This window comes from Staphylococcus sp. EG-SA-17 (genome assembly GCF_017151845.1).
GTDB classification, from domain to species: Bacteria; Bacillota; Bacilli; order Staphylococcales; family Staphylococcaceae; genus Staphylococcus; species Staphylococcus aureus.
Genome location: NZ_JACVZO010000001.1, coordinates 178,715 through 192,436, shown reverse-complemented (window position 1 = coordinate 192,436; position 13,722 = coordinate 178,715). Strand labels below are relative to the sequence as shown.

Annotated in this window: 14 protein-coding genes; 6 read left to right on the top strand and 8 right to left on the bottom strand. The window is 31.3% G+C overall.

Annotated elements, in window-relative coordinates; genetic code table 11:
- Positions 1-177: 177 nt before the first annotated feature.
- From hpf to fakB1, 4 genes are all read right to left on the bottom strand, one after another.
- On the bottom strand, positions 178-750 hold the full coding sequence (gene hpf / locus IDG65_RS00965; protein WP_000617735.1) for a ribosome hibernation-promoting factor, HPF/YfiA family: 573 nt from the start codon (positions 748-750) through the stop codon (positions 178-180).
- Between the two features lie 60 nt (positions 751-810).
- Entirely contained in the window at positions 811-1,485 is a 675-nt protein-coding gene (locus IDG65_RS00960; protein WP_001057974.1) for a ComF family protein, read from the bottom strand.
- Positions 1,478-2,560, bottom strand: coding sequence for an ATP-dependent helicase ComFA (locus IDG65_RS00955; protein WP_001670292.1), 1,083 nt, complete (start codon positions 2,558-2,560; stop codon positions 1,478-1,480). Before IDG65_RS00955 ends, IDG65_RS00960 begins: the two co-directional genes overlap by 8 nt.
- Positions 2,561-2,923: 363 nt before the next feature.
- A complete protein-coding gene (gene fakB1, locus IDG65_RS00950) occupies positions 2,924-3,790 on the bottom strand; it encodes a fatty acid kinase binding subunit FakB1 (RefSeq protein ID WP_000686344.1) in 867 nt (288 codons plus the stop codon).
- Between the two features lie 143 nt (positions 3,791-3,933).
- Here fakB1 and IDG65_RS00945 point away from each other — a divergent pair, with 143 nt between their 5' ends.
- Positions 3,934-4,575 carry a YigZ family protein gene (locus IDG65_RS00945; protein ID WP_000192942.1) on the top strand — a complete coding sequence of 214 codons (642 nt, stop codon included), beginning with the start codon at positions 3,934-3,936 and terminating at the stop codon, positions 4,573-4,575.
- A 163-nt stretch (positions 4,576-4,738) separates the two neighbouring features.
- On the opposite strand, the gene IDG65_RS00940 is transcribed toward IDG65_RS00945, so the two are convergent.
- Positions 4,739-5,794, bottom strand: a complete 1,056-nt coding sequence (locus tag IDG65_RS00940; protein ID WP_000258149.1) for a glycosyltransferase family 4 protein — start codon at positions 5,792-5,794, stop codon at positions 4,739-4,741.
- 317 nt (positions 5,795-6,111) lie between these two features.
- Here IDG65_RS00940 and gdpS point away from each other — a divergent pair, with 317 nt between their 5' ends.
- The 4 genes from gdpS to pepT all read left to right on the top strand — a co-directional run bounded on the left by gdpS (position 6,112) and on the right by pepT (position 9,891).
- Positions 6,112-7,182 (top strand): GGDEF domain-containing protein GdpS, encoded by a 1,071-nt coding sequence (gene gdpS, locus IDG65_RS00935; protein ID WP_000460983.1) that lies wholly within the window; start codon positions 6,112-6,114, stop codon positions 7,180-7,182.
- A 195-nt stretch (positions 7,183-7,377) separates the two neighbouring features.
- Entirely contained in the window at positions 7,378-8,139 is a 762-nt protein-coding gene (locus IDG65_RS00930; RefSeq protein WP_001113406.1) for a threonine/serine exporter family protein, read from the top strand.
- 17 nt (positions 8,140-8,156) lie between these two features.
- On the top strand, positions 8,157-8,651 hold the full coding sequence (locus IDG65_RS00925) for a threonine/serine exporter family protein (RefSeq protein ID WP_000899890.1): 495 nt from the start codon (positions 8,157-8,159) through the stop codon (positions 8,649-8,651).
- A 13-nt stretch (positions 8,652-8,664) separates the two neighbouring features.
- Positions 8,665-9,891, top strand: coding sequence for a peptidase T (gene pepT, locus IDG65_RS00920; protein WP_000795819.1), 1,227 nt, complete (start codon positions 8,665-8,667; stop codon positions 9,889-9,891).
- 187 nt (positions 9,892-10,078) lie between these two features.
- Here the strand turns inward: pepT and IDG65_RS00915 are convergent, their stop codons facing one another.
- From IDG65_RS00915 to IDG65_RS00905, 3 genes are all read right to left on the bottom strand, one after another.
- Positions 10,079-11,203 (bottom strand): glycerate kinase, encoded by a 1,125-nt coding sequence (locus IDG65_RS00915; RefSeq protein WP_052997560.1) that lies wholly within the window; start codon positions 11,201-11,203, stop codon positions 10,079-10,081.
- A 424-nt stretch (positions 11,204-11,627) separates the two neighbouring features.
- Positions 11,628-11,948: a bacillithiol system redox-active protein YtxJ gene (ytxJ, locus tag IDG65_RS00910; protein ID WP_000985617.1), complete on the bottom strand. Its 321-nt coding sequence runs from the start codon at positions 11,946-11,948 to the stop codon at positions 11,628-11,630.
- 153 nt (positions 11,949-12,101) lie between these two features.
- Entirely contained in the window at positions 12,102-12,980 is an 879-nt protein-coding gene (locus IDG65_RS00905; RefSeq protein ID WP_000724887.1) for an EMYY motif lipoprotein, read from the bottom strand.
- 119 nt (positions 12,981-13,099) lie between these two features.
- Here IDG65_RS00905 and IDG65_RS00900 point away from each other — a divergent pair, with 119 nt between their 5' ends.
- Positions 13,100-13,618, top strand: a complete 519-nt coding sequence (locus IDG65_RS00900; RefSeq protein ID WP_000287204.1) for a GrpB family protein — start codon at positions 13,100-13,102, stop codon at positions 13,616-13,618.
- The last annotated feature ends 104 nt before the right edge of the window (positions 13,619-13,722 follow it).

Below are 13,722 nucleotides of genomic sequence, written 5' to 3'. Positions count from 1 at the left end.
ACAATAGACTGACATACTATTATTAACTTAACATTCAAATATATACATCCATTAACATTAGCATAGTCACTATGTTTCATTCAACAAATTGCACAAACGAACTGTGAAATAGTTAGAAATTGCTTTTGAAGTCTAAAAAAAGCACTTGTGCAAAAACACAAGTGCTTTAAACTTAATTTATTGTTCACTAGTTTGAATCAAGCCATATTTACCGTCTTTACGGCGGTAAACGATACTTGTTCCATCAGTTTCTCTGTCTGTGAATACAAAGAAATCATGACCTAATAGATTCATTTGTAATACCGCTTCTTCTGAATCCATTGGTTTTAAGCTGAATTCTTTTGAACGAATAATTTCTATCTCGTTATCATCGTAAGCGTCATTATCAACTTGTGTTTCTTGCATTTCTTGTAATTCGGCAACAAACACTTCTTGATCTCCTCGATCACGGCTCTTACGATTAATACGTGTTTTATATTTTCGAACTTGTCTTTCAAGTTTATTATTAATTAAATCAATACCTGCGTATAAATCATCGTTTCGCTCTTCAGCTCTTAACGTAACATTTTTCAATGGAATTGTTACTTCAATTTTAGTAGCTGAATTTGAATAAGTTTTAACTTTAACATGCGCCACTGCATTTGGTACGTCATTAAAATAACGTTCCAACTTACCAATTTTTTCCTCAATATAGTTGCGAATAGCATCTGTGATAGTGAGGTTATCTCCATGAATTTCAAATCTAATCATAGTAATCTCTCCTTAAACCTCTTTATTGGTAACTCTTTATTATATTTTAACATTTTTACGCTATCGTGCAAACGCAAACACTTTGAATTTTCTGATATTTTTAGCATATAATTTACACCCTGCACGATGAATTGTTAATCCAGTTGTATAAATATCGTCAACGAGTAATATTTCCTTGCCGTTCAAATCTAATTCCGTATCAATAATAAATGGATTTTCATCTGCCAGACGCTCTTTCTTAGTTAAATGAGACTGTTTTGGTCTATTTGACATCTTTAAAATCTTATCAAAGCGAATCCCTTTAGCTTTTAGTACTGCTTCTACCGGGTTAAATGTTCTAGATAAATCATGTGCCGGCGAAGAAGGAATTGGCACAATATAGTCATAAGATGTTTGTGGTATTTCAATCAAATGTGCCAATAATTCACATAAATAATAGTCTTTCAAAAATTTATACTGATGTATCATCTCTTTCATTAAACCATCATATTGAAATTGACAATATAATTGTTCCATTAAATTAAAGTGTGCCGATAGAAACTTGCAGTCTAAACAATACGCTTCATTTTGATTTAAGTATTTTAAGCATCTTGAACATCGCCTTGCTTTAATATCAAGTTTAATATTGTCCCAATTCTCTTTGCATCTGTCACATAATCTATTAGGTTTCTTGAACAAATTATAAATGGTTATATTTTCATATAACTTAGCACCACAACTCAAACAATTATTCATCAATCCAACCTCTTTTTAATGCTAATTTGTTCATCTTTTGAATCTCTTTTTTAGCTTGAATCATATTCATACTTACTCCTTCATGAAAAAACAATACTTTTCCAGTAGGACATTCTAATTTTCGTCCAACACGTCCAGCAATTTGTATTAAAGCCTCTTGAGTATATTGATGCGCATCGATAACAACCACATCCAAATTTGCCATTGTAAATCCACGTTCTAATATTGTCGTAGTAAAAATGACATCAAATTGTCCATTCCTTAATTGTTCAACTTTTTCAAAGCGAAAAACATCCTCGCTATGGACATATGTTAATTTAGTAATTTTCTGCTTATAAACCGAAAATGTTTTAATCATTGTTTCTATATTGTTAAAAAACACCAGTGTATAACGTTGTTTATTAATTTGATCTTGTAAAATTCGATATAACATTTTCTGAATCTTATTATTATTGAGTTTGAAATAGCGATATTTAGGAACTGGAAGTGATTTTTTATGAAAGCGAGCTGGCAATTTAATTACATTTTCGTGGGGAATCTCTGACAGAAGTTGTTTCGGTGGTGTTGCTGTCATATAAATTGTTGCATGTTCAACTTTAGAAGATGACTTCAATGCTTGTTGTAAACTTTTATCCATTGATAAAGGAAAGGCATCGACTTCATCAATAAAAATAGTATCAAAGTGCTGTTTGAATCGGTAAAGTTGATGCACTGTGCATACAACAAAATGCCCTTCAAATTGTTGACTTGATTGCTGGTGTAGTATGTCTATATCTTCATTAAGAAATGCGTCTTTAATACGTTTACTAATTTCTACAACAACATCTACACGTGGTGACACAATAGCTATATTATCTCCCTGTCGTCTTGCATATTGAATGCCTTGAAACATCATTTCTGTCTTACCTGCACCTGTTACTGCATATAACAAAATCGTTTGTCTCATTCTAATGGCTCGAACAATATGTTCTGAGGCATAAGACTGCTGTTCCGACAATTCAAATGAGAGATGATAATAGGCTTGTGATGAACTTTGCGAACTCTCTGTTATTTTATATCTTGTTACATTATCCATTCGACCCAGTGATATACAATTTCTGCAATATACAATTTTTTTGGAATGTACTGAGGAATCATACTGATAAAAATGCTTTGGATTTGTACTTTCACATTGAACACAATAATAGTTTGAATTTTGTTTGATGACACCTGTTACTTCTTTTTTAATTTTTTCATTAGTAAGTGAAGTATGAGGATGAATTAATTTCCCGTAATGTTTAATGCTTAAAACCTCATTTCAACGTAAAAAAGAGTCTAATATTATAATGATTTTCTTATATCTTTAGCATTTTGACATTCAAATGATGAACATTTAAAGCCATGTATGCAAGAGATAATTTCCAATTACAATATAGACTCTTTTATTAAAATTTTATAATTATGTTAATCTTATTTTTCTGCCAACATAGCCTAAACCTAATCCACCAGAACCTAAATGTGCTGCAACAACTGGACCAAACTCAGAGTATGCTACTTGATAACCTGAAGGACAATCTTCTTGTAACTTTTTGTATAACGCTTGACCATCTTCAAAATGATCTCCATTTATGACAAATAAAGTTACTTCTTCAAAGTCTTTTACAATGTCTAACACTTTCTTTTCTAATGTTTGAATGGCACGCTTTTTAGTACGAACTTTTTCTTCTGGTATAATCTTGCCATCTTCAAACTTAAGAACTGGCTTCATTTTTAATAATGTTCCAACCCATGCTTGAGCACCAGTAATTCGACCACTTTTTTGTAAATTCTTTAAGTCATCAACAATTAAATATGCACCAGTGTGTTCACGCATATTAGTTAAATCATCAATAATTTGCTGTGGTTCGTATCCTTCTTCAACCATTTCAATAGCACGTAATACATAACAACCTTCAATCATTGCTGCAAGCTTACTATCAAATGCATGTACATTAACACCTTCAACCATTTCCCCTGCTTGATAACTAGATTGATAACTTCCACTAATTCCACTTGATAAGCAAATGACAATGATATCTGTGTAACCTTGATCTCTTAGCATTTCATATTTAGTAATCCATTCGCCAATTGCTGGTTGGCTTGTTGTTGGAATCGTTTGAGACGATGCCATTTTATTATAAAATTCTTCAATTGCTATTTCATTACTTTCTGTAAAGTTCTTCCCATCATCAAAAGTCACACTTAATGGCGCTATTTGAATATTATATTTATCGATTAAGTCCTGCGACAGATAACTTGTAGAATCGGTCATCACAGCAATTTTCATAGTCGTCCTCCTAAAATATACTCATAGCAATGATACAATATTTCAGTTAAAAAGAAAATGGCAATCAAACGATTTATAGTCATGTCATTTTCAGTGTATAATGAAGATTAAATAATCTTAAGCTTATGAATTAAGGAGTTATTATGACACAAAATATCATTACTGTTAAAAAAGAACACATTATTGAAAATGTGATTAGTAAATCAAAATTCATTGCTCATATCAAACCTGTTCAAAATGAAGATGAAGCTAAAGCATTTATTGCTGCAATAAAAAAAGAACATAAAGATGCCACTCATAATTGTTCTGCATATACTATTGGACCTGAAATGAATATTCAAAAAGCGAATGATGATGGTGAACCGACAGGAACTGCCGGTGTCCCAATGTTAGACATATTAAAAAAGCTCGATGTTCATAATGCGTGTGTCGTAGTAACAAGATATTTTGGTGGTATTAAATTAGGTGGCGGCGGTTTAATTCGCGCCTATAGCGGTGCTGTTAGAGACGTCATTTATGATGTCGGACGTGTCGAACTACGAGAAGCAGTACCATGTATAGTAACACTGAATTATGATCAAACTGGTAAATTTGAATATGAATTAGCTTCAACTCATTTTATGTTAAGAAACCAAACATACACTGATAAGGTAAGCTACTATATCGATGTCGTTAAAAGTGACTATGAAGCGTTTATTAACTTTTTAAATCAAATGACTGCTGGAAATTTCGATTTGACTGAAGAAACTCCAAAGCAGTTACCTTTCGATATACCAACTGAATAAAAATAAAAACACTAGCTTAGGATGGCTAACTCTAATTGCGTATTGTTACTTTGCAATTTTGAAAGCACGTTCCATGCTAGTGTTTTTTGTGAGTATGCCTTCCTTTATAACAACATAAAAGTACAGACATCATTTTTTATTTTATTACTTACCGTTTTAAAATCTAATCTTCTTTGTGTGACGATTTCCGACTAATTAAATTTAATATTGGTCGGTAGTTGTTATCTATTAATCCTGTAAATTCAACAATTAATTCAATGCTAAATATGATTAATATAAACATTAATACAACACCTAATGGTGGCGATACATACAAGATAATGCTCGAAAGACTAAATAAAATAGAGATTGAATAGATTAATAATACTGTTTGTCTATGTGTGTAGCCTAATGCTAATAGTTTATGATGCAAATGCGATTTATCAGCTTGCATTATATGCTGCCCTTTTTTCACACGTCGAATCATTGCGAACAAAGTATCAATGAATGGCACTGCTAGGATAACAATTGGGAAGAACAATGCAATAATTGTAATATTTTTGAATCCGAGCAAAGAAAGGAATCCGATGATAAATCCAATCATTAAAGCCCCACTATCACCTAAAAATATTTTGGCAGGATGGAAATTGTAAAATAAAAACCCAATTAAAGAGCCTAATAAAACACAACAAATCATCGTTATGAAAATATTAGCTTGTAAAATTGCAATGAATCCTATTGTAATGAGTCCTATTGCAGAAACACCCGACGCCAAACCATCGAGTCCATCAATTAAGTTAATTGCATTTGTAATAGCAACAATCCAAATCACAGTAATTGGAATACTAAGAAATCCAAAATGAATCGTTGTACCCATTGGCAACGAAATAAAATCAATAGTCACACCATAAAAAGCAACTACTAAGGCAGCGGCAATTTGACCAGCCAATTTTATATACGGTTTCAAATCGTAGATATCATCTACAAGCCCAAGTACGTACATAATAATCGCACCAATAATAAGTGGTTTGATTTCTGTTTCAATAGGATGACCAATCCAAATACCTATTAAAAATGAAAAGAGAATCACTGTACCACCCATAACTGAAATAGGTTTAGTGTGTACTTTTCTAAAATTTGGTTTATCAACTAAATTTAATCTTTTCGATATTGCAATAACAATTGGTGTTATCGTCAAACTGACAATCATTGTTACTGCAACTAGTAATAATGTAACCATTTATTCACCTTCATCGATATTAATTGTTTTTAACGTTATATTTATTTAATATTGTCTTTATAGAATGATATATCTATTTTCTTCGTATATCTTATAGCTTTATTATAAATTAATTCGCTCAATTAATGATATCATATTTACAACTATACGATTCATTTCTTATATATCGCCTATTATTCATTTTTTCATCATATCATTTAAGGCAACATTTTAACATCAAAGTCTATATCATACATTAATTTTATATGTAAACTAATGACAAATTGTAAGTTTTCACTTACAATAGCTAGTGGTCAATTAAAGGAGTCGATTCAGACATGTTCGAAGCATTTATATACAATATATCTGTTATAGTCGCTGGAATCTATTTATTCCATCGCTTACAGTATTCAGAAAACAAACGTATGGTTTTTTCTAAGGCTTATGTCACTGTTTTAATGACAATCGTATCATTATTATTATCTGTCTACCCTATCCCTTATCGTGAAGATTATTTAATTCACTTAACATTCGTTCCTTTATTGTTTTTAGGTAGATTTACAAATATGGTCTATACATTATCTGCCACAGTAATTGTAGCAATTGTTGAAATTGTAGTATTTAACAACTCGATTATGTACGGTGTTACGTTGATTGTAATTGCCGCAGTAACAAGTGCTATTGGACCATTTTTAAAACAAAATGATGTGCTATCATTATTAATACTTAATGTTGTTACAATAATCATTTTATTTGGTGTCGCATTAGTGAGTCCTATTTACACACTATCGGAAGTTATCATTTTAATACCAATTTCATTAATTATCACTTTAGCTTCTGCGATAACATTTGTCGATATTTGGCATTTCTTCTCACTCGTAAATCGTTATGAAAACGAAGATAAATATGATTACTTAACAGGCTTAGGCAATGTAAAAGAATTTGATAGACATTTAAATGAAATTTCACGAAAAGCTGAAAAAGAACATCAAAGTATCGCATTATTATTAATCGATATCGATGGATTTAAAGATGTCAATGATACCTACTCACACAAATCAGGTGATGCTGTATTAAAACAAATGTCTCAATTACTTAAAAACTATGTGCCGAATCAATTTAAAATTTTTAGAAATGGTGGCGAAGAGTTCTCAGTTGTCATTCACAATTATTCACTTGATCAAAGTGTTAAATTAGCTGAAAATATTCGTTCGGGTGTTGAAAAATCATCATTCCATTTACCAAACAAAGAAGTTATTAAATTGTCAGTATCTATCGGTGTTGGTTATTTAACAGATGACGATCCAAAATCACAGCGTAAAGTGTTTAAAGATGCAGACGATATGGTGCATGTAGCCAAAAATCAAGGGCGAAACAAAGTAATGTTTAACCCTATTATCAATTTATAACAACGACAAAACTGTTAATCCTTTGCTATTATTAAATCATAGTATAATAGCAAAGATTAACAGTTTTTCTTATTTAAATTTGAACCATACAAGTTCATCATACTAACATAAAGTCTCACTATTGAAAGTTGCAACAACAAGTTGTAAACTTCAATTGTTCAAATAAATAACACATATCATTGGAGGTGAATTGATATGCCAGATTCAATCACAATTATAGATGAAAACAAAGTGATTGATGTTGTATTAATTGCAGGTAGAATTTTACTTGAATCAGGTGCTGAAACATATCGAGTTGAAGATACAATGAACCGTATCGCACATAGTTATGGTCTTCATAATACATATAGTTTTGTCAGTTCAACTGCAATTATTTTTTCATTAAACGATCGAACAAGTACAAGATTAATTCGTGTACAAGAGCGTACAACAGATTTAGAGAAAATCGCTTTAACGAATAGTCTTTCACGTAAAATATCAAATAAAGAACTCACAATTGATGAAGCTAAATCTGAATTTATTCATTTACAGCATGCATCATTACAATATTCTTTTTTAACGAATTTCTTTGCAGCTGCCATTGCATGTGGCTTCTTCCTATTTATGTTTGGAGGTGTCGCATCAGATTGTTGGATTGCAGTCATTGCTGGTGGATCCGCATTTTTAACATTCAGCTTTGTGCAACGCTATATACAAATTAAATTTTTCTCAGAGTTTGTTGCAGCCGCTGTGGTCATATCAATTGCAGCTACATTTACTAAATTAGGTATTGCAACCAATCAAGATATCATTACTATAGCCAGTGTCATGCCACTTGTCCCTGGTATATTAATTACCAATGCCATTCGAGATTTATTAGCGGGTGAATTACTTGCAGGTATGTCTCGCGGTGTTGAAGCTGCATTAACAGCATTCGCAATCGGTGCTGGTGTCGCTATCGTTTTATTAATCATTTAAGGAAGGACTGTTAAAGCATGCTATTTTATTTATTTCATTTTACAATCAGCTTTATATCAACAGTACTTTTCTCTATCATTTTCAATGCACCCAAACGTCTCTTAGTAGCATGTGGATTTGTAGGTGCCATTGCATGGACGATTTACCAATTAACGGTAGATTTAGAGTTTGGAAAAGTTGGCGCTTCATTTTTGGGAAGCTTAATTTTAGGCTTAATGAGTCATACTATGAGTCGCAGATATAAACGACCGGTAATTATATTCATAGTGCCAGGCATTATACCATTAGTACCTGGTGGTGCAGCTTATCAAGCGACTCGTTTTTTAGTATCGAATGATTATACAAGTGCTGTAAATACATTTTTAGAAGTTACACTGATTTCAGGTGCGATTGCTTTCGGTATATTAGTTTCTGAAATTCTATATTACCTATACACACGTATCAAACAACTGTATGGTAAAATCAAAGGTAAGACATATAAAAAATCTTACAACATGAATAATAGAGTTTAAGGGGTCGAATATAATGAAGAACCAATTGATAGATAGATTAACAAGATATACGACAATTGATACGCAATCTGATCCAAAATCTACAACAACACCTTCAACTGAAAAGCAATGGGATTTGTTACATTTATTAGAAAAAGAATTACAACAATTAGGATTGCCAACTGATTTAGATGAAAATGGCTACTTATTTGCTACATTAGAAAGTAACATCGATGTCGACGTCCCAACAGTTGGATTTTTGGCGCATGTTGATACATCACCTGATTTCAATGCTTCAAATGTTAAACTGCAAATTATTGAAAACTATGATGGTAAGCCATACAAACTAGGCAATACTAAACGTGTCTTAGATCCTAAAGTATTTCCAGAACTTAACAGTTTAGTTGGTCATACATTAATGGTAACTGATGGTACATCGTTACTAGGTGCAGACGATAAAGCGGGTATTGTGGAAATTATGGAAGCTATTTGTTATTTACAAGAACATCCAGAAATTAAACATGGTACCATTCGCATTGGATTTACACCAGACGAAGAAATCGGTCGTGGTCCACATAAATTTGATGTTGACCGCTTCAATGCCGATTTTGCTTATACTATGGATGGTAGTCAATATGGAGAATTACAATATGAAAGCTTTAACGCTGCTGAAGCGATTATTACATGCCACGGTGTGAATGTACATCCTGGTTCAGCTAAAAATGCAATGGTAAACGCAATACGTTTAGGTGAACAATTCGATAGTTTGCTACCTGATAGTGAAGTTCCGGAGCGAACAGAAGGATACGAAGGCTTTTATCACTTAATGAACTTTGAAGGAACTGTTGAAAAAGCAACTTTGCAATACATTATTCGTGATCATGATAAAAAACAATTCGAATTGCGTAAGAAACGTATTTTAGAAATACGTGACGATATCAATGCCCATTTTGAAAATTATCCAGTTAAAGTTGATATATCGGATCAATATTTCAATATGGCAGAAAAAATATTACCATTGCCTCATATTATTGATATACCTAAACGTGTCTTTGCCAAATTAGATATTCCAGCAAACACTGAACCTATTCGCGGTGGTACAGATGGTTCACAATTGTCATTTATGGGGTTACCAACTCCAAACATCTTTACAGGTTGCGGTAACTTCCACGGCCCATATGAATATGCATCCATTGATGTCATGGAAAAAGCAGTACAAGTAATCATTGGAATTGTAGAAGATATCGCTGAAAATCACTAAAAACAAACGATTATATACTAGTTCAACTCAAGCTTAATTAATATAAAAAATCACGCTAACATTCAGTGCAATGATAGCGTGATTTTTCATATTTTTTACGTATACTTTCGATCTTCTAATTCGTTTTGCTAACCATCATAAATGTTATTAACCATCATGACAGCATCACCAATTTAGTCCTTCTTTACTAAACCTCAACATTAAAATGTGTTTTCAACAGTTTTAAAGACTGAACAGTATAATGCCTAATTTGTAATCCCATTTTAAAGTCAGTATAACTTTCCGGCATATCGATAAAGGTATTAAACATTGCTGTAATCCCTTGTGATTCAAATAAATCAAACTTTTCAGCAGTTGCACAAATTGCAATGGCAACCTTTTGATGTTTATGACAAAGTTCTGCAATACGCAATGTTGTCGTTTCTAGCAACTGATCATTTTCGTTTAATCCTTCTCCAAAAATAATTAAATCCGCTTGTTCAACTAAATTTTCTAAATGTGTTAGTTGGTCTACTAATGCATGACTGGTTAATATTTCAACTTGATACAGTCCATTCAAGACTGCTGCAATTCCACCACCAGCACCACCACGTTCAACTGGACCAATTGCAATTTTCAATTCACTTTTAAATAACTCACTAAAATACCAAATTAAATTATCGATTTCTGCTGCTTGATTATGATTCAACTGATGCGCATCATAAGTTTGCATGATTTCACTTTGCTTACCATATAATCGACTTGAAAAATCCGACATTACTTGAATTCTTGCTGTTTCCATTTTAGGGTGTAAGTTTGACATATCCATACGACGAATATATTTAATTACACCAGCACCTTGTCTCATATCTACGACACGCCCTTCGTCATCATAGAATTGAGCACCTAATGCTTGTAACATACCTGCACCAGCATCAAAACTATCAATCCCACCTAGTGAAATTACAACATGTTTTGCGTCGTTATCTAATGCATGTTTAATCATTTCTCCTAAACCATAACTTGTTCGTTCAACAATTGGTTTTTTACCTTTTAAAAATAAATTCCCCTCGATAACGGTCATCCCTGTATCAGTTTGTCCGTAAACACCTTCAACTTCATTCATATCTGCATCATGTACTGGTATACGATACTTTTGCCCAGATTGCCATAAAAATACAGAATCTAATAATTCATGTCTTCCATTAAACAATGGTACTTGAACTACATCTGCAGTTTCAATTTGGCTTGCAACTGCCTCTTCAACATATCTATTAGCTTGATAACTCGAAATAATTCCATGAAACTCATCCATGGCTACTAATACTTTCATAACCTTGACCACCTTACTTTATTATTTGTTGTGATACGTTTTTTATTCTTAAAAGATTAATCTTAAATTTTAGATTTTATCTCGTGATTATATGCGAACATTTTACATGACATGATTATTAATTATTCCAGTAAATAACAGTATGTTTCTTCTGGCTTAGCATGTATTTCCTATTAAACTAACTTACAAATCATGTTTAAATTTTCTTATTGGATTCGTCGTTTTCCAAAATATTTTCAATAAAAATACTCGAATACATTATACATATGTTTGTAAAAAAGTACTAACTTAACTACTTCTATAGGTTACAAAAAATAAAAGGTCAGAACATCATTATAGCCGAACTACCCTGATTCACACGAATTTAAGTTGTGCTATTCACGTCTAGTAGTGTAAGGCAAAATGTTCCAACCCTATATTTTCATTATTCTTCTGCTTGTGCTAATGACGACACATTAATATCACCGTGGTCTCGATTCCAAACCATTTCACCATTTACAAAATAAAATGCTTGAGGTGATTCATGTTTAACATTCGTTTTTTTAGCAATATAATCTGACAAATCGCGTTCTTGTTGGACAATCAAATAATAACCGTCCATATCGCGTTCATATAAAAATTTATTAAATTGATCGTACGCATTTGCCGATATTGGACAAGTTTCACTATGTTTTAATACAAAAACATATTTATTTTCCTCAATAACCTGTTCAAATTGGTCAATTGAACTTAGCTTTATAGCCACTCTATTCACCTCTAAAAATATTTATCACATTTAAATAGCATCTGCGTGACATTTTTATACATATAGTTAATATCAATGTTTACCATTATACACATAGTAAGTTGACATGTTAACCATAAATTCAAAATTTTTAACTTTGAAAAATGATTATAGTTATTTTTCTTCTAATTTTTCAAGCTTTTTTTCAAAGGCTTTATCGCCGTGAGTTATATCTATACCCTTTTTCGGCAACTTATCTACATCGACTTTTGATAACTTCTCACTAACCTTTATTGTTTCAATACGTGTATTATAATAGTTCTGCAGACTGTAATACATTTCTATTGCGTTTTTCCTTGCATTATTAACATGCTTATCACTAATATTAGTTTGGTTAATATCGGTAATTTGTTTTTCAATCATTGGCATAATGTGATTTTTAATCGCGCCTTTTACTTCATTTTCTTTACTATCATCTAGGTTCTTCTTCGCAGTATCTCTTAACGCTTTATTATTATGTTCTAATTTTGTCGTAAGATTAGTTGCTTCACTTTTATTATCAGCTAATTTAATTTCTGATTCAACTTTGTATCTATTTTTTTCAAATTGTTTCGTATAATCTAAAATGTCTTCGTTATACTTGATAGATTGATTACATAAACCTATGAATTTTTTTAATTGATATATCGCATCCTTCTTCTCATTTGCAAGCGTCATATATTCTTTTTTTAATTTCTTAACTTTCATTGTATCATCAGGCAAATTTTTTGCTGACTTATAATATGCTTCAAATTTAGGTATGAGATGGTTTTTAACATCTTCTTGTAGTGCCTTAAATTCTTTACTATTTTTATCAGTTGTATCAGTTTTACTTAGATGATCAATTTCTTTCAAATGTATATTATCCATGACATGTTGTAATTCTTTTTGTTTTTGCTCAACATCTTTAAATTGCTTAGTAAATTGATGTTGTGCCTCTTTTTCTTTATTACCACAAGCACTTATTACTACAAATAAAATCGCTAAAACAGCGATAATAACAATTTTTTTCATGATTGCACTCCTTAACAGATTCATTATACAAAAACATGTTTATTATGAAAATGAATTATGTTATAGTATTCCAGACTTTATCGTGATTAAATTAATTTTCAATATCAAAGGAGTTTATCATGTATTCAAATGTTCAACCATTCATTAATAGTGATTTAACTAATTGTTTTCAATCACAATACACCGAAATTGAATCATTATTATTCAACCTCTTAGACAGCCCAGTAAAATATACAAAACATATTGGTGGTACGCATCATTTTAAATATTCAACAGAGCCAATTTTAGATATTTTAGTAGGTGTAGAAAATTTGCATGATATTACATCCTTAGATGAAAAACGTTTAAATTATGTTGGGTTTTATCGCTTGCATCATAAATATAATAAGAAAGTTATGATGGCGAAGTTTAATAATTTTCATGAACTAAAACAACAGGTGCGTCTACATATCATTCAAATGAATACCCAAACATTTGAATCTTATCTTGCACTTGATTATCTCTTATCGACTAATGATGAGATTGCTTTACAATTCAATACTAAAAAGCATCAAATATTGCAACATAGCTTTACAATTAGACAATATGAGATGCAAAAGCAAAAATACTTTGAAAAACTATGTAAAAAATACTTATAACGACAATAGTGCCGTATTTTATAATTATACTAATTCTAATACTTTCTTTTCAATTTTCGCAAATGAATTTTAAAATTGGTATAATACTATATGATATTAAAGAC